Origin of the sequence: Micromonospora sp. WMMD754, from assembly GCF_049315235.1 — a bacterium.
Classification (GTDB): domain Bacteria; phylum Actinomycetota; class Actinomycetes; order Mycobacteriales; family Micromonosporaceae; genus Micromonospora; species Micromonospora sediminicola.
In genome coordinates, this window is sequence record NZ_CP186058.1 from 2,327,960 (window position 1) to 2,344,156 (window position 16,197).

Below are 16,197 nucleotides of genomic sequence, written 5' to 3' on the forward strand. Positions count from 1 at the left end.
TTCACAAGTTTATGAAATGAGCGTAGCTTCCGAAGCATGGAAACCACAATCGAGGTGTCCGGCCTGGTGAAGACGTTCGGCCGGACCCGGGCGCTCGACGGACTCGACCTGACCGTCCGCACCGGGGAGGTGCACGGCTTCCTCGGCCCCAACGGGTCCGGCAAGTCCACCACCATCCGGGTGCTGCTCGGTCTGCTGCGGGCGGACGCGGGGGCCGTCCGACTGCTCGGCGGTGACCCGTGGCGGGACGCGGTGGCCCTGCACCGCCGTCTCGCGTACGTGCCGGGCGACGTCACGCTCTGGCCCAACCTCAGCGGCGGCGAGGTGATCGACCTGCTCGGTCGCCTGCGCGGCGGGCTCGACCCGAAGCGCCGCGCCGAACTGCTGGAGTCGTTCGAGCTGGACCCGCGCAAGAAGGGCCGCACCTACTCCAAGGGAAACCGGCAGAAGGTCGGCCTGGTGGCCGCGCTCGCCTCCGACGTCGAACTGCTCATCCTGGACGAACCGACCTCCGGGCTCGACCCGCTGATGGAGGAGGTCTTCCAGCACTGGGTCCGCCGGGCCCGCCAGGACGGCCGCACCGTGCTGCTCTCCAGCCACATCCTGGCCGAGGTGGAGGCGCTCTGCGACCGGGTGACGATCATCCGGGCCGGCCGCGCGGTCGAGTCGGGCACGCTCGGCGACCTGCGTCACCTGCACCGCACCGCGATCGACGCCGAGGTCGCCGCCCCGCTCGACGGCCTGGCCGACCTGCCCGGCGTGCACGACCTGCGGGTGGACGGGCAGCGGGTGCGCTTCGACGTGGACGCCGCCGCGCTCGACGCCGCGCTGCGCCGCCTCACCGAACTGGGCGTCCGCAGCCTGGTCAGCACGCCACCGACGCTGGAGGAACTGTTCCTGCGGCACTACGAGACGACGCCCGAGGGGGTGGCCCGGTGAGCACGCTCACCGGGACCCGCCACCTGGCCCGGCTGATCCTGCGCCGGGACCGCGTCCTGCTGCCGCTCTGGGTGCTGGTCCTCGCCGCGCTGCCGATGTCGTACGCGGCCAGCTTCTTCGAGCTGTTCCCGACCGCGGCCGAGCGGGCCGCGTACACCGAGGGCACCGCCCGCAACCCGTCCATCGTCGCGCTGCTCGGCCCGGTCTACGGCGACAGCGTGGGCGCGCTGACCGCCCAGCGCAGCGGCTTCCTGCTGGTGATCGTCGGCCTGGCCAGCCTGCTCACGGTGATCCGGCACACCCGGACCGAGGAGGAGGCCGGCCGACGGGAGCTGCTCGGCGGCAGCGTGCTCGGCCGGTACGCCGGACTGACCGCCGCACTGCTGGTCACGTACGCGGCCGACCTGCTGCTCGGCCTGCTCACCGCCGCCGGCCTGGCCTCGGCCGGGCTGCCGGCCGCCGGCTCGTCCGCGTACGGCCTCGCCGTGGCGCTGACCGGGATGGCGTTCGCCACGCTCGGCGGACTGGCCGCGCAGCTCACCGAGACCGCGGGCGGGGCACGGGGGATCGGCATCGCGGGTCTCGGCGCCGCCTTCGGGCTGCGCCTGGTCGGGGACACCGCCGGCAACGACTGGCCGAGCTGGCTGTCGCCGCTGGGCTGGGCGGCGCGGGTGCGCGCGTACGAGGGGGACCGGTGGTGGGTGCTGCTGCTGCCACTGGCCGCCACGGTGCTGCTCGCCGCGCTCGCGTACCCGGTCTCGGTCCGCCGCGACCTGGGCGCGGGGGTGCTCCCGCCCCGGCTCGGGCCGGCCGCCGCGGGCGGCGCGTTGTCCGGCCCGTTCGGCCTGGCCTGGCGGCTGCACCGGGGGCAGATCCTCTGGTGGTCGGTCGGGTTCGGCCTGCTGGGGTTGATCCTCGGTGGCGCCGCCGAGGCGGCCGGCCGGTCGGTGGAGGGCAATCCGCAGCTGGAGCAGATCATGGCGCGGCTCGGTGGGGCCTCCGGGCTGGCGGACGCCTACCTCGGCGCCACGCTGAGCCTGGCCGGTCTGGCCGCGGCCGGGTACGGGATCCAGGCCGCGCTGCGGATGCGCGCCGAGGAGTCCGCCGGGCGGGCGGAGCCGGTGCTCGCCACCGGGACGCACCGGTCGACCTGGCTGCTTTCGCACGTGGTGTTCGCGCTGCTCGGCCCCGTGGTGGTGTTGGCGACGACGGGCCTGGCCACCGGCCTGACCTACGGGTTCAGCGTGGGTGACGTGCCCCGGCAGCTGGGCCGGATGCTCGGCGCGAGCCTGGCCCAGGTGCCGGCCGCGTGGGTGCTGGCCGGGCTCGCCGTGCTGCTCTACGGCCTGCTGCCCCGGCTCGCCCCGGCCACCTGGGCGGTGCTGGCGGTCTGCGTGCTGCTCGGCCAGCTCGGCGCGGTGCTGGAGCTGGACCAGTGGCTGCTGGACCTGTCGCCGTTCACGCACACCCCGCAGGTGCTGCGTCCCACCTGGACCGCGACGCCGTTGGCCGTGCTCACCGTCCTGGCCGTGACCCTGACCACCACCGGCCTGCTCACCTTCCGCCGCCGCGACCTCCCCGTCACGTGACACCAACCCCGCCGATCTTGCACTTGCCGCCCCGACAAAAGGGGTGAACGCCCCATGCTGGGGGCGCGAAGTGCAAGATCGGCGAGGGTTGGGGGATCGGCGAGGGCTGGGGGATCAGCGGATCATCAGGGCGCTGCGGAGGCCGGTGATGTCCAGGACGCGCAGCAGGAAGTCGCCGACGTTGGTGAGGATCAGCAGGCACTGCGTGTGGCTGGCCTTGCGGCTGAGCACCACGAGCGTGCCGAGGCCCTGGGAGTCGCAGAAGGTGACGCCGCCGAGGTCGAGCACGATGCGCGGGGGCGGATCCGCCAGCACCTCGTTGACCACCGTCGAGAGCTGGGCGGCCGTGAGCATGTCGATCTCACCGGCCAGGCGAAGCACGGCTTCGTCACCCGTCCGGTGTACGGTGATGGACAGTTCGGCACGATCCACCCGGTCAGCCTATCGCGATCTCGACGACCGGGCCTGTCGAGCGGTCCGCCGGTCGGTCCTCCACGCCGGCCCGACCAGGCGTGAGCCGGGTAACCCCCGTTGCGGGGTGGCTGCCGGCCACCGGCCGGGCGCTGACACAATGGCCACATCGTGACCGAGACCTTTTCCGCCGGATCCGGCCGTTACCCGGCCGACGCCCCGGCCTCCGAGGCCCTGTTCGACCGCGCCAAGGCCGTCGTGCCCGGCGGGGTGAACTCCCCCGTGCGCGCGTTCCGAGCCGTCGGCGGCACGCCGCGCTTCATGGTCCGGGGGGAGGGTCCCTGGCTCTTCGACGCCGACGGTCGCCGTTACGTCGACCTGGTCTGCTCCTGGGGTCCGTTGATCCTCGGCCACGCCCACCCGGCCGTGGTGGAGGCGCTGCGCGAGGCCGCCGCGCTGGGCACCAGCTTCGGCACGCCCACCCCGGGCGAGGTCGACCTGGCCGAGGAGATCATCGCGCGCACGCCGGTCGAGCAGGTGCGCCTGGTCAACTCCGGCACCGAGGCGACCATGTCGGCGATCCGGCTGGCCCGGGGCTTCACCGGCCGCGCCAAGATCATCAAGTTCGCCGGCTGCTACCACGGCCACTCCGACGCGCTGCTCGCCGCCGCCGGCTCCGGCGTGGCCACGTTCGGGCTGCCCGACTCGCCCGGCGTCACCGGCGCCGCCGCCGGCGACACGATCGTGCTGCCGTACAACGACCTGCGCGCGGTCGAGGAGGCGTTCGCCGCCGAAGGCCCGCACATCGCCGCGGTCATCACCGAGGCCGCCGCCGGCAACATGGGTGTGATCGCCCCGCGCGACGGCTTCAACGCCGAGCTGGCCCGGATCGCCCACGCGAACGGCGCGCTGCTCATCGTCGACGAGGTGATGACCGGGTTCCGGGTCTCCCGCGCCGGGTGGCACGGCCTCGACGCCTCCGACGCCGACCTGTGGACGTACGGGAAGGTCATGGGTGGTGGCCTGCCCGCCGCGGCGTTCGGCGGGCGCGCGGAGATCATGGCGCGGCTGGCCCCGGCCGGCCCGGTCTACCAGGCCGGCACGCTCTCCGGGAACCCGCTCGCCTGCGCGGCCGGGCTGGCCACGCTGCGGCTGGCCGACGACGCGCTCTACCGCCGGCTCGACGAGACGTCCGCGGCGCTGGGCAAGCTCGCCACCGAGGCGCTGTCGGAGGCCGGTGTGCCGCACCGCCTCTCCACCGCCGGCAACATGTTCTCGATCTTCTTCACCGACGCCGACGTGCGCGACTACGACAGCGCCCGCACCCAGCAGGTGCCGGCGTTCAAGGCGTTCTTCCACGCGATGCTCGCCGCCGGCGTCTACCTGCCGCCGAGCGCGTTCGAGTCGTGGTTCGTCTCGGCGGCCATCGACGACGCCGCGTGGGAGCAGATCGCGGCCGCCCTGCCGGGGGCGGCGCGGGCGGCGGCAGCGGCCGGACACGGGGGGTAACCAATGGCGGAGACGGTGGTACACGTGCTGCGGCACGGCGAGGTGCACAACCCGGACGGCATCCTCTACGGCCGGCTGCCCGGGTTCCGCCTCTCCGAGCTGGGCGTGCAGATGGCCAAGGCCGCCGCGCAGGCGCTGGCCGAGCGCACCGTGGTGCACGTGGTGGCCAGCCCGCTGGAACGCGCCCAGCAGACCGCCGAGCCGATCGCCGCCCAGTTCGGCCTCTCCGTCGGCGTCGACGAGCGGCTGATCGAGAGCGCGAACTGGTTCGAGGGCAAGAAGGTCTCGCCCGGCGACGGTTCCTTCCGCGACCCGCGCAACTGGTGGGTGCTGCGGGACCCGGTCACCCCGTCCTGGGGTGAGGCCTACCAGGTGATCGCCGAGCGGATGTTCGCCGCGCTGCACGCCGCCCGGGTGGCCGCCGAGGGGCGCGAGGCGGTGCTCGTCTCGCACCAGCTGCCGATCTGGACGCTGCGCCGGCACGTCGAGCGCAAGCGGCTCTGGCACGACCCCCGCCGCCGGCAGTGCGGTCTGGCCAGCCTCACCTCGTTCCACTTCGACGGGGCGAAGATCGTCGGCATCGGCTACTCCGAGCCGGCCGCCCACCTGATCGCGATCTCGCCGACCGCCCGGACGGCCAAGGGGGCCTGATGCTCACCCGGAGGCTCGCCGCCGCCCTGCTCGCCGCCGTCACCGCCGGTACGGCGCTGGTCGGCTGCTCCTCCGGCACGCAGGAGAGCCGGTGCACCGCCGACGGCTCCGTCGTCACCTGCGCCCCCGACCAGCGGTCGAAGACCCCGAAGGTCAGCGGTGAACTGCTCACCGGCGGCAGCTACGACATCTCCCAGGACCGGGGCCAGGTCGTGGTGGTCAACTTCTGGGGCTCCTGGTGCGCGCCCTGCCGGGCCGAGGCGGACGACCTGGAGGCCACCTACCAGGCCACCAGGGCCGCCGGCGTGACGTTCCTCGGCATCAACGTGCAGGACAGCAAGGACAAGGCGATCGCGTTCGAGGAGGGGCGGGTCACCTACCCCAGCGTCTTCGACCCGCCCAGCCGCCAGGCGCTCAACTTCGACATCCCGCCGAACACCACGCCGGCGACGGTGGTGCTCGACCGCGACGGCCGGATCGCCGTGGTGATCCGGCGCGCCGTGACCCGGGACGAGCTGCGGCCGATCGTGGAGAAGGTCGCCGCCGAGCGGCCGGCGCCGAACGGCTCCCGCTGATGGGCGAGACGTTCGCTGAGCTCGCGTCGTCCGGGCCGTTGCTGCTCGCGGTGGGTGCGGCGGTCCTCGCCGGCCTGGTGAGCTTCCTCTCCCCGTGCGTGCTCCCGCTGATGCCCGGCTACCTCTCCTACGTGACCGGCCTGGCCGGCTCCGACCTGGAGGGTGCAAGGAAGGGCCCCCGCTCAACGCCTCCGGTAGAGGAAGGGGCCCCGCTCAACACCGGCGCCGGCACCGGGGTGGGCGTCGTGGAACGGGCGCCGGAGCGGACCACCGCCGCCGTCAAGGGGCGGGTGCTCGCCGGCACGCTGCTCTTCATCGCCGGCTTCACCGCTGTGTTCGTCTCCACCGCGATCCTCTTCTCCGGCGTCGGCCGGCTCTTCTTCCGGTACGAGCGCACGCTGGAGATCGTCATCGGCGCGCTGGTGGTGGTGCTCGGGCTCGGCTATCTCGGCCTGGTCCCCGGCATGCAGCGCGAGTTCCGGATCCGCTGGCTGCCCGCCGCCGGTCTGCTCGGCGCGCCGGTCCTCGGCGCGGTCTTCGCGCTCAGCTGGCTGCCGTGCACCGGCCCGACGCTCGGCGCGGTGCTCGGCATGGCGGTCACCGAGGGCGGCACCGACCGGGCCGTGGTGCTCGCCGTGGCGTACTGCCTCGGGCTGGGGGTACCGTTCGTCGCCTTCGGGCTGGGCTTCCAGCGCCTGCTCGGGGTGTTCCGCGCCGTCCGGCGCAACAGCCGCTGGGTCACCCGGATCGGTGGCGCGCTGCTGATCGTGATCGGCCTGGCGCTGGTCACGGGCGGCTGGCAGAACGTGGTGATCTGGTTGCAGACGCACGTCGGGGTGGGCGAGGTGAGCATCTGATGACGACCGTGGACGACCGGCCGGCCACCCCGCCGGCCGAGGCGCCCCGACGACGGGTCAACCCGGTGCTGGCCCTGCTGCGCAACTCGTGGCGGCAGCTCACCAGCATGCGTACCGCCCTGATCCTGCTGTTCCTGCTCGCGGTCGCCGCGATTCCCGGCTCGGTGCTGCCGCAGCGCGGGGTCAACCCGGAGAAGGTCAACGAGTGGTTCGCCGACCACCCCGACCTGGCGCCCCGGCTGGACCAGATCGGCATGTTCGAGGTCTTCGGCTCGGTCTGGTTCTCCGCGATCTACCTGCTGCTGTTCACCTCGCTGATCGGCTGCATCCTGCCCCGGGCCCGCGACCACGTGCGCGCGCTGCGGATGCGCCCGCCGGCCGCCCCGAAGCGGTTCGACCGGCTGCCCCAGCACGCGGTGCTGGAGGCCCCGGCCGCCGCCGATCCCGAGGCGATCGCGGCGGTGCTGCGCCGCCGCCGGTGGCGGGTCACCGTCCGGGGCAACGAGGTCTCCGCCGAGAAGGGCTACCTCAAGGAGACCGGCAACCTGCTCTTCCACGTGTCGCTGGTCGCCGTCCTGCTCGGGGTGGCGCTCGGATCCTGGTACGGCTGGCACGGCAACCGGATCCTGGTCGCCGGCGCGGACAACGCGTTCTGCAACACCCGCCAGCAGTACGCCGAGGCGTCGCTCGGCCCCCGCGTGGACAGCGCCGACCTGCCGCCGTTCTGCCTCACGCTGGAGAAGTTCGAGGCCGACTACCTCGACTCCGGGCAGGCGTCCCGCTTCTGGGCCACGGTGTCGGTGGACGAGCCGGGCCGGGACGCGCGGAGCGCCGGTTTCTCGGTCAACTCGCCGCTGCGGCTCGGCTCGGCCAACGTCTACCTGCTCGGCAACGGCTATGCGCCGGTGTTGAAGTACACCGACCGGTACGGCAAGAGCCAGACCAGCGACGAGCCGTTCCTGCGCACCGGCGACCCGAACGCGACCGAGGAGGGGGTGGCGATCTTCCCGGACGCGAACATCGATCCGAAGACCGGCACCCGAGCTCCGGACCAGCAGGTCGCCTTCGACGGCCTCTACCTGCCCACCGCGCCGGAGAGTGCGCCGTTCGTCGCGTCGCGGTTCCCGGCCGAGCGGGACCCGGTGGTGAACCTGACCGCCTACCGGGGCAATCTCGGGCTGGACGCCGGCATCCCGGGTTCGGTCTACCAGCTCGACCAGCGGCAGGTCGCCAACGGCAAGCTCAAGCAGATCGGCACCAAGCTGCTCCGGCCGGGCGAGACGTGGACCCTGGACGACGGCAGCACGCTGGAGTTCGTCGGCACCGAGCCGTACGTCACGCTCGCCGTCCGGCACGCGCCCGGGCAGACGCTGCTGCTGGTGGCCAGCGGCACACTGCTGCTCGGCCTGATGGGCTCGCTGTTCGCCCGCCGCCGCCGGGTCTGGTTCCGGGTTTCGCCCCCCGAGGGTGGATCTCCGACGAGCGGTAGTAGTTTGGTGGAGGCCGGTGGGCTGCCGCGCACCGAGCACCCAGGGTTCGCCGACGAGTTCGCGCAGCTCGTCGCCGCGGTCAGCGGCGGCGGGTCGGACGACCGGCGGGCGCGAGAAGGAGACGAGTGATGTCCGCACTCTCCGACCAGCTGGTCACGTTCGCGATCCTGGCGTACCTGGTCGCGATGATCAGCCACGCCGTCGAGTTCGCGGTGGGCAACGCCCGCAAGGTGGTCGCGGCCTCCCCGGCCCGGGAGCTGGTCGGCGCGGGCGTCGGCGGCGCCGGTGGGACGGTGGACGAGCCGGTCGCGCCGCAGCGCCCCGACCGCTCGGCCGCGCGGGCCGCCCTGGCCGGGCGGATCGCCGCCTGGCTCACCACGCTCGCCGCCGCGCTGCACCTGGGCGCGGTGGTCACCCGGGGCCTCGCCGCCGAGCGGATGCCCTGGGGCAACATGTACGAGTTCGTGCTGACGGTCACCTGGATCGGGGTGGCCGCCTGGCTCGTGGTGCTCTGGAAGCAGCCGTCGTTGCGCCGGCTCGGGCTGTTCCTGACGCTGGTGATGGTGCTGCTGCTGGCGTTCGCCGAGCTGAAGCTCTATGTGCAGGTGCAGCCGCTGATGCCGGCGCTGCAGTCGTACTGGTTCATCATCCACGTCTCGACGATCATCTTCGCCTCGGGCATCTTCCTGCTGGGCGTGGTGCCCGCCGCCGCGTACCTGATGCGGTCCGGCTGGGAGCAGGGGCGGCGCAGCTTCCCGTACACCCTGGCCCGCCGGCTGCCGGCGGCGGCCGGCCTGGAGCGGCTGACCTTCACCCTGCACGCCTTCGCCTTCCCGATCTTCACCTTCGCGGTGATCGCCGGGGCGATCTGGGCCGAGGCGGCCTGGGGCCGGGCCTGGGGTTGGGACCCGAAGGAGACCTGGGCGTTCATCTCCTGGGTGGTCTACGCGGGTTACCTGCACGCCCGGGCGACGCCGAGCGTGCGGCGCAACGTGGCCACCTGGATCGCGATCGTGGGCTTCCTGACCGTGCTGATGAACCTGTTCGGGGTCAACTTCTTCTTCACCGGCCTGCACTCGTACGCCGGCGTGAACTGATCCCGCTCAGCACCTCGTCCACCCGGCGGGTGACCTGGTAGGCCACCTCGGGCAGGTCGGCCAGGTCGAGGCGGTCGGCCCGCAGCGCGAACTGGGCGTGCAGCTCGCGGGCCACCGCGTCGCGGATCTCGGCCTGGAGCGGGGTCAGGCCGTCCGGATCTCCCACCACGTACGCGTCGTCCATCCGTCCATTCGGCGCCCGCTCCGGACCGGCGGTCAAGGGGCGGAGGATTTCCTCACCCGCCGAACCAGCCGGGGACGTCGAGGCGGAACACGTCGGCCGGGACCATCCGGCGCAGGTCGTCCTCGATGGCCGTGACCCGGTCGGCGCCGAGCGTGGCGGCCCACCGCCCGCGCAACTGGTCGAAGACGGCCGCGGAGCGGTGCAGCCCGTCGCGGCCCTTCGCCGTCACCCGGACCAGTTTGCGGCGCGCGTCCGCCGGGTCGTCGCCCCGTTCCAGGTAGCCGAGCGCGACCAGCCGGTCCACCGTCTTTCCGGCGGCCTGCTTCGAGACGCCGAGGCGTTGCCCGAGGTCGGAGGCGGTGGTGCCGGCCGGGCCGACGGCCTGGAGCACGAAGCCGTGCGCCGGGCGCAGGTCGGGGTGCCCCTGGCGGGCCAGCTCGGCGTGCAGGTCGTCGACGAGCGTGCGGAAGCCGGCGAGCAGGAGCAGTGGCAGCGCGAAGCCGGGCCGGTCAGGCGTTGTCATGTTCGACAACCTCGTTTACTATTTCGTCAACCACGTTGACTATCTTACGAGAGGGGCCCTCCGATGTCCCACTTCACCGCGTACGAACTCGACACCGCGCCCGACGCCGCCCGTCCGGTGATGGCCGGCGTCCGCCGCGCCCTGGGCCACCTGCCCGCCGCCGTCGGCCTGATGGCCGGATCGCCCGAGCTGCTCAAGGGCTTCCTCGCCGCCAACGCGGCCTTCGAGGCCACCGACCTCGACCCGGTCGCCCGGGAGGTGGTCGTGCTGACCGTGGCCACCCGCAACGGATGCCACCTCTGCGTGGCCATGCACACCGCGACGCTCACCCGGCACGACGCCGCGCCCGAGCTGGTCGAGGCGCTGCGCGACGGCACGACGTTGCCCGAGCCCCGGCTGGAGGCGCTGCGCCGCTTCACCGTCGCCGTGCTCGACCACCGGGGCGCGGTCGCAGACGCCGAGCTGGACGCACTCCTCGCCGCCGGCTGGCAGCCCCGGCACGCGCTCGACGTGGTGCTCGGCGTCGGCACGTACACCATCTCCACGTTCGCGAACCGGCTCACCGCCGCGCCACTCGACGAACCCCTTCAGGAGTACGCCTGGACGCCGGCCGCCTGAGCCGGGACCGCTGCCCCGGCACTGACCTGCCCGGGCGCTCGTCAGCCCCGCAGGAAGGGCAGCAGCAGGGCGGCGAGCTTCGCCGGTTGCTCCTCGAAGAGCCAGTGGCCGCACTCCTCGACCACCTCGCCGGTGACCCTGTCGGCATAGCGGCGCACCTGCTCGGCCACCTGCCCGCCGAGGCTGGCCTGGGCGCCGACGGCGAGCACCGGCATCGGCAGCTTCGTGGCCCGGTACGCCGTGTTGTCCGCGACGTCCTGCCCGAAGGCGCGGAAGTAGGCGAAGCTGGCCCGCAGGTGCGCCTCGTCGCGCAGGTGGCCCGCGTACTCCTCGACGTCGTCCGGGCCCAGGCTGCCCTTGTTGACCATGATGGAGTCGGTGAAGCGGTCGACCCAGAGCGCCTCCCGGCCGGCGACGAGCTGCTCGGGCAGGCCGTTAAGGACGGTGAAGAAACCGAAGTTCCACACCGCCGGGCCGGCGGCGGTCAGCGCGGGGATCGTGTAGATGCTCTCATCGGGGATCGGCGCCTCGCTGAGCACCAGCCGGGCGACGGAGTCGGGGTGGGCGGCGGCGTAGGCGTACGCGACCATGGTGCCCAGGTCGTGGCCGACCAGCCGGATGTCCCCGGCCAGGTCGAGCCCGGTGAGCAGCCCGTGCAGGTCGGCGGCGACGGTCTTCTTGTCGTACCCGCCGGGCGGAGCGTCGCTGTCTCCGAAGCCGCGCAGGTCGGGGGCGATCACCTCGTACGACTGCGCCAGATCCGGCAGCAGGTGCCGCCACATGCGCCAGCACTGCGGATAGCCGTGCAGCAGCACCAGCGTGGGCCCCCGACCGCCCCGGACATAGTTCCAGGTCACCTCGCCGACCCGTACCTGCTGCTCGGTGAAGCCTGCTGGCACCCGTTCCCCGCCCATGCCGCGGACTACCCGGCTGACCCCCGTCCATGCGGTCGGGGTGTTAAGAGGGGGCCCCGCCTCTACCGCAGGCGTTAAGAAGGGGCCCTTCCTTGCACCTCAGGGAGGTGGGGGAGGATGGAGGTATGGCGCGTGGCTTCCCGTACACCGATCTCAAGGACTTCGTCGCGGCGCTGGAGCGCGCCGGGGAACTGCGGCGGGTGAGCGTCCCGGTCGACCCCACGCTGGAGATCAGCGAGGTGGTCACCCGGACCGTCCGCGACGGCGGGCCGGCGCTGCTGTTCGAGCGCCCCACCCGGGGCGAGATGCCGGTGGTGATCAACCTGTTCGGCACCGAGAAGCGGATGGCCATGGCGCTCGGCGTCGAGCGGCTCGACGAGATCGGCGAGCGGATCGGCGAGATGCTCAAGCCGGAGCTGCCGCAGGGCTTCGCCGGCATGATGGGCGGGCTCGGCAAGGTCATGCAGCTCAAGTCCATGCCGCCGAAGAAGGTGAAGACCGCCCCCTGCCAGCAGGTCGTCTACCGGGGCGACGACGTCGACCTGAACCGCCTGCCCGGGCTCCAGGTCTGGCCGGGCGACGGCGGCATCTTCCACAACTTCGGGCTGACCCACACCAAGCACCCGGAGACCGGCAAGCGCAACCTCGGGCTCTACCGGCTCCAGCAGCACTCGCGCAACACGCTCGGCGTGCACTGGCAGATCCACAAGAACTCCACCGCGCACCACGCGGTCGCCGAGCGGCTCGGGCAGCGGCTGCCGGTGGCCATCGCCATCGGCGCCGACCCGGCCGTCGCGTATTCGGCCAGCGCGCCGCTCCCCGCCGACATCGACGAATACCTGTTCGCCGGCTTCCTGCGCGGTGAGCGGGTCGAGATGGTCGACTGCCTCACCGTGCCGCTCCAGGTGCCGGCGCACTCGCAGATCGTGCTGGAGGGCTACCTGGAGCCGGGCGAGCGACTGCCCGAGGGGCCGTTCGGCGACCACACCGGCTTCTACACGCCGGTGGAGCCGTTCCCGGTGCTGCACATCGAGTGCATGACCACCCAGCGCGACCCGGTCTACCACTCGATCGTCACGTCCCAGCCGCCGCAGGAGGACCACGGCCTCGGCAAGGCCACCGAGCGGATCTTCGCGCCGCTGCTGCGCTTCCTGATCCCGGACATCGTCGACTACGACCTGCCGGCCGCCGGGGTCTTCCACAACTGCGCGATCGTGTCGATCCGCAAGCGCTACCCGAAGCACGCGCAGAAGGTGATGAACGCGATCTGGGGCGCGCACATGATGTCGCTGACCAAGCTGATCGTGGTCGTCGACGAGGACTGCGACGTGCACGACTACCAGGAGGTCGCCTTCCGCGCCTTCGGCAACGTCGACTACGCCCGCGACCTGATGGTCACCGAAGGGCCGGTGGACCACCTGGACCACGCGTCCTACCAGCAGTTCTGGGGCGGCAAGGCGGGCGTCGACGCGACCCGCAAGCTGCCCGAGGAGGGCTACTCCCGAGGCTGGCCGGAGGAGATGCGGATGTCACCCGAGGTGGTCTCGCTGGTCGACAAGCGCTGGAAGGAGTACGGGATCCGATGACGGCGGCAGTGCAGGAGCGGCCCGGCCGGATCTCGTCCTTCCTCAAACTCGTCGCCATCGAGCACTCGGTGTTCGCGCTGCCGTTCGCGTACCTGTCGGCGCTCACCGCGATGCGGCTCGACGGCGGGCGGGTGCGCTGGGGAGACCTGCTGCTGATCACCGTGGCGATGGTGGGCGCGCGGACGTTCGCCATGGCCGCGAACCGGATCCTCGACCGGCGGATCGACGCGCGCAACCCGCGTACGGCGAACCGGGAACTGGTCACCGGGGCGGTGAGCGTGCGGACGGCCTGGACCGGCGCGGCCGTCGCGCTGGTGGTCTTCCTGGCCGCCGCCGCCCTGCTCAACCCGCTGTGCCTGGCACTCGCCCCGCTGGCCGTGGTGCCGCTGGTGGTCTACCCGTACGGCAAGCGCTTCACCAACTGGCCGCACGCCATCCTCGCGGTGGCCCAGGCGGTCGGCCCGGTCGGCGCCTGGCTGGCGGTCACCGGCACGCTCGCCGGCTCCGGGCCGGCGTGGCTGCTCGGCGCCGCGGTCGGCCTGTGGATCGGCGGCTTCGACCTGATCTACGCCTGCCAGGACTCCGAGATCGACCGGCAGATCGGCGTGCACAGCGTCCCCGCCCGGTACGGCCGGCGGTTCGCGCTGCACGCCTCCACCGTCGCGCACGTGGTGACGTTCGCGTTGTTCATCTGGTTCGGCGCGCTGGTCGGCTTCGGCTGGCTCTGGTGGATCGGACTGGCGCTCACCGCGGTCGCCTTCGCCTACCAGCACCTGGTGGTCAGCCCCACCGACCTGAGCAAGGTCAACCGGGCGTTCTTCACCGCCAACGGCTTCGTCGGCATCGCGCTGTTCGTCCTCGCCCTGCTCGACCTCGTGGTGCGGCTCGGCCTGCGTCCGTGACCCGGCCGGCCGATCGACGGGTGGCTCAGGTCGCCACGGCGGCCGGGTAGCGGGCGCTCTCCAGCGTCCAGTCGATGGTGCCGCGCACGGCGGCGGCCACCCCGTCGAGATGGGCGGTGACCGCCTCGTCCAGCGCCGGGCCGAACGACGGGACCGCCGCGCGCAGCGCGCTGAACCGGCTCATCTCGGCACGCCAGTGACCCGCCACCAGGTCGACCGCCACCGGCAGCGGCACGCCCCGCTCGACGGCCACCGCGAGCACCAGGTTGTGCCCGCCGCCGGTGGCGCGGTCGCGTTCCAGCGAGGCGATGTCGTTGAACCACGACAACAGGTCGTTGGCCAGTTCGGCGAGGCGGCGCAGCGCCGGGTGGTGGTAGACCGCGTCGGGCAGCGGTCGCCGGGCGGCGAACTCGATCAGCGGGTACGACACGAACGCCGCCGAGGTGGCCCGGCGCAGCCGCACGTACTCGGCGACGCCCGGCGGCCGGCCCGCGGTGGTGGCCGCCGACTCCCGGGCGACGCCGTCGAGGTGGTCGGCCACGGCGTCGGCGAACCGCAGCCGCCAGCGCGCCGGCATCCGGCGACGCGGCTCGCGCCAGGCCTGGACCAGCAGCCGGCGCAGCGGGCCGGAGAAGCCGGGATGACGGGCCCGGGGACCCTCGCGCAGCAGCGCCAGCGTGCCGTCACGCAGCGCCCGGATCTGCTCCGGCGTCAGCCGGTCCGGTCCGTCGCAGGCGTCGTCGACGAGGAAGAACCAGGTGAACAGCGCGGTCAGCACCCGCAGGTCGGGCTCCGTGGCGTCCGGGTAGAGCCGGCCGGCGTAGCGGGCGAAGCCGGCGCGGACCAGCCGCTGCCGGGTGGCCGGGTCCAGCGGCAGGCCGAGCCGGTCGAGTTGACCGACCAGCCAGCCCTGCACGACGTCGGCGTGCGGCGAGATCCCGGGCGCGATGGGGCAGTCGGAGCGCAGCGCCCGCAGCACCGCCGCCGTCATCACCGGGCCCTTCCATGGATGTGGATCGCCGATCAGAGAATCCCATGCCGTGGAAAGGTCCGCCGACCCGGTGGACATCCGGGCCGGGCACGCCGAAAGCGGGACGGTCCGGGCCGCCGTTCCGGGGCCGCCTTCCGGCGGTCCCCGGCGACCAGGCAGGCTTGACGGCATGCGCGAACCATGGGTGGTGGGCGTCTCCGGCGCCTCCGGCACACCGTACGCGGCGGCGGTCGTGCGGGGCCTGCTCGACGCCGGCCAGGCGGTGGACCTGATCGTGTCGCGGGCCGCCCGGCTGACCGTCCTGGACGAGACCGGCCGGCCGTTCCGGGACGCGCACTGGGCCGAGGACCTGGCGGCCTGGCTCGACCGCGACCTCACCGGCTCGGACCTGCGGCACTGGCCCGCCGGTGACCTGGCGGCCGGCCCGAGCAGCGGCTCCTACCCGGTACGCGGGATGGCGGTCGTGCCGGCCAGCACCGCGGCCTGCGCCGGCATCGCGATCGGGCTCTCCAAGGACCTGCTCCAGCGCGCCGCCGAGGTGAACCTGAAGGAACGCCGGCCGGTCGTGGTCGTGCCCCGGGAGACCCCGGTGACCCGCAGCCACCTGGAGCACCTGATCGCGCTGCACGACGCCGGCGCCGTGGTGCTGCCGGCCAGCCCGGGCTTCTACGGCGCCGGGGCGGCGGCCTCCGCCGCGCAGCTGGTCGACTTCGTGGCCGGCAAGGTGCTCGACGCGCTCGGCGTCCCGCACACACTGTTCCGGCGCTGGTCCGGTGAACTGGCCGCGGCCCGGCGGGACGCCGACCCGGCCTGACCGACCCCGCGGACACCGGACGGGGCGCGGCCCGGCCCACCGGCCGCACCGCGCCCCGCTCGTTCAGTACATGCCGGCGTTCGCCGGGCCGGGGCCGGTGGAGGCGGTCGGACCCATGTTGCGGGCCTTGCCCATGTCGTCCGCCTCGTCCAGCATGCCCTCCCCTTCCAGCAGGGCTCGCACCTCGGATTCCCGAAACCGGCGATGCCCGCCTGGAGTCCGGATGCTGCCTATCCGGCCGGCCGCTGCCCATCTGGTCACGGTCTTCGGGTCAACCCGAAACAGCGCAGCGACCTCACCCGGTGTCAGCAGGCGATCTCCAGTGTCCACAGCCCCCTCCTCGCGTCGACGAAGCCCCCGGCTGAACACACTGCCCCCGGCCGGTGCGAGCCCAGAGCCGTCATGAGGGACGTATGGCAATTACAGCACCAGCGACCGGGCGTGTCCGCCAAACGCGAAAAACGCACACACTGAGAAGTTAGTAAATGGTACCGGCGTAGAACCCCCGTGACCGCACGTTTGTGAATGGCGACGTGACGTCATGTTC

The 16,197-nt window shown here is 73.0% G+C and carries 18 protein-coding genes; 12 read left to right on the plus strand and 6 right to left on the minus strand.

Annotated features, from left to right (window positions below; translation table 11 throughout):
- The first annotated feature begins 36 nt into the window (after window positions 1-36).
- Both ACN27B_RS11325 and ACN27B_RS11330 read left to right on the plus strand, forming a co-directional pair.
- Window positions 37-939: an ABC transporter ATP-binding protein gene (locus ACN27B_RS11325; RefSeq protein ID WP_099162965.1), complete on the plus strand. Its 903-nt coding sequence runs from the start codon at window positions 37-39 to the stop codon at window positions 937-939.
- Window positions 936-2,528 (plus strand): ABC transporter permease, encoded by a 1,593-nt coding sequence (locus tag ACN27B_RS11330; RefSeq protein WP_422744850.1) that lies wholly within the window; start codon window positions 936-938, stop codon window positions 2,526-2,528. The genes ACN27B_RS11325 and ACN27B_RS11330 overlap by 4 nt, the downstream gene beginning before the upstream one ends.
- Window positions 2,529-2,642: 114 nt before the next feature.
- Here the strand turns inward: ACN27B_RS11330 and ACN27B_RS11335 are convergent, their stop codons facing one another.
- Window positions 2,643-2,960 (minus strand): STAS domain-containing protein, encoded by a 318-nt coding sequence (locus ACN27B_RS11335; RefSeq protein WP_091565301.1) that lies wholly within the window; start codon window positions 2,958-2,960, stop codon window positions 2,643-2,645.
- Between the two features lie 150 nt (window positions 2,961-3,110).
- On the opposite strand from ACN27B_RS11335, the gene hemL reads away from it, so the two are divergent.
- Genes hemL through ccsB form a run of 6 tightly spaced genes read left to right on the plus strand, consistent with a single transcriptional unit; the run spans window position 3,111 to window position 9,118 of the window.
- Window positions 3,111-4,448, plus strand: a complete 1,338-nt coding sequence (hemL, locus tag ACN27B_RS11340; RefSeq protein WP_396820912.1) for a glutamate-1-semialdehyde 2,1-aminomutase — start codon at window positions 3,111-3,113, stop codon at window positions 4,446-4,448.
- A gap of 3 nt (window positions 4,449-4,451) precedes the next feature.
- Window positions 4,452-5,099 (plus strand): histidine phosphatase family protein, encoded by a 648-nt coding sequence (locus ACN27B_RS11345; RefSeq protein ID WP_091565295.1) that lies wholly within the window; start codon window positions 4,452-4,454, stop codon window positions 5,097-5,099.
- Complete coding sequence (locus ACN27B_RS11350) at window positions 5,099-5,674, plus strand: TlpA family protein disulfide reductase (RefSeq protein ID WP_099162963.1); 576 nt, start codon at window positions 5,099-5,101, stop codon at window positions 5,672-5,674. The genes ACN27B_RS11345 and ACN27B_RS11350 overlap by 1 nt, the downstream gene beginning before the upstream one ends.
- On the plus strand, window positions 5,674-6,531 hold the full coding sequence (locus tag ACN27B_RS11355; RefSeq protein WP_099162962.1) for a cytochrome c biogenesis CcdA family protein: 858 nt from the start codon (window positions 5,674-5,676) through the stop codon (window positions 6,529-6,531). Before ACN27B_RS11350 ends, ACN27B_RS11355 begins: the two co-directional genes overlap by 1 nt.
- The gene (resB, locus tag ACN27B_RS11360) at window positions 6,531-8,150 is read left to right on the plus strand and encodes a cytochrome c biogenesis protein ResB (RefSeq protein WP_357626088.1); all 1,620 of its coding nucleotides are present in this window, start codon (window positions 6,531-6,533) and stop codon (window positions 8,148-8,150) included. The genes ACN27B_RS11355 and resB overlap by 1 nt, the downstream gene beginning before the upstream one ends.
- The gene (gene ccsB, locus ACN27B_RS11365; RefSeq protein WP_099162960.1) at window positions 8,150-9,118 is read left to right on the plus strand and encodes a c-type cytochrome biogenesis protein CcsB; all 969 of its coding nucleotides are present in this window, start codon (window positions 8,150-8,152) and stop codon (window positions 9,116-9,118) included. Before resB ends, ccsB begins: the two co-directional genes overlap by 1 nt.
- Here ccsB and ACN27B_RS11370 read toward each other — a convergent pair.
- Both ACN27B_RS11370 and ACN27B_RS11375 read right to left on the minus strand, forming a co-directional pair.
- Window positions 9,084-9,338: a hypothetical protein gene (locus ACN27B_RS11370; protein ID WP_396820909.1), complete on the minus strand. Its 255-nt coding sequence runs from the start codon at window positions 9,336-9,338 to the stop codon at window positions 9,084-9,086. The genes ccsB and ACN27B_RS11370 overlap by 35 nt on opposite strands.
- Before the next feature lie 16 nt (window positions 9,339-9,354).
- Entirely contained in the window at window positions 9,355-9,825 is a 471-nt protein-coding gene (locus ACN27B_RS11375; RefSeq protein WP_422744855.1) for a MarR family winged helix-turn-helix transcriptional regulator, read from the minus strand.
- A gap of 63 nt (window positions 9,826-9,888) precedes the next feature.
- Between ACN27B_RS11375 and ACN27B_RS11380 the strand changes: the two genes are divergently transcribed.
- Complete coding sequence (locus ACN27B_RS11380; RefSeq protein WP_099162957.1) at window positions 9,889-10,443, plus strand: carboxymuconolactone decarboxylase family protein; 555 nt, start codon at window positions 9,889-9,891, stop codon at window positions 10,441-10,443.
- Window positions 10,444-10,484: 41 nt separating this feature from the next.
- Here the strand turns inward: ACN27B_RS11380 and ACN27B_RS11385 are convergent, their stop codons facing one another.
- Window positions 10,485-11,357, minus strand: coding sequence for an alpha/beta fold hydrolase (locus ACN27B_RS11385; protein WP_422744857.1), 873 nt, complete (start codon window positions 11,355-11,357; stop codon window positions 10,485-10,487).
- A gap of 125 nt (window positions 11,358-11,482) precedes the next feature.
- Here ACN27B_RS11385 and ACN27B_RS11390 point away from each other — a divergent pair, with 125 nt between their 5' ends.
- Complete coding sequence (locus tag ACN27B_RS11390; RefSeq protein ID WP_422744859.1) at window positions 11,483-12,943, plus strand: menaquinone biosynthesis decarboxylase; 1,461 nt, start codon at window positions 11,483-11,485, stop codon at window positions 12,941-12,943.
- Window positions 12,919-13,845, plus strand: a complete 927-nt coding sequence (mqnP, locus tag ACN27B_RS11395) for a menaquinone biosynthesis prenyltransferase MqnP (RefSeq protein ID WP_371682307.1) — start codon at window positions 12,919-12,921, stop codon at window positions 13,843-13,845. The genes ACN27B_RS11390 and mqnP overlap by 25 nt, the downstream gene beginning before the upstream one ends.
- Window positions 13,846-13,870: 25 nt before the next feature.
- Here the strand turns inward: mqnP and ACN27B_RS11400 are convergent, their stop codons facing one another.
- A complete protein-coding gene (locus ACN27B_RS11400; protein ID WP_099162953.1) occupies window positions 13,871-14,836 on the minus strand; it encodes a terpene synthase family protein in 966 nt (321 codons plus the stop codon).
- A 169-nt stretch (window positions 14,837-15,005) separates the two neighbouring features.
- Between ACN27B_RS11400 and ACN27B_RS11405 the strand changes: the two genes are divergently transcribed.
- Window positions 15,006-15,650 (plus strand): UbiX family flavin prenyltransferase, encoded by a 645-nt coding sequence (locus ACN27B_RS11405; RefSeq protein ID WP_099162952.1) that lies wholly within the window; start codon window positions 15,006-15,008, stop codon window positions 15,648-15,650.
- A gap of 63 nt (window positions 15,651-15,713) precedes the next feature.
- On the opposite strand, the gene ACN27B_RS11410 is transcribed toward ACN27B_RS11405, so the two are convergent.
- Window positions 15,714-15,980, minus strand: coding sequence for a BldC family transcriptional regulator (locus tag ACN27B_RS11410; RefSeq protein ID WP_091565253.1), 267 nt, complete (start codon window positions 15,978-15,980; stop codon window positions 15,714-15,716).
- Window positions 15,981-16,197: the final 217 nt, after the last annotated feature.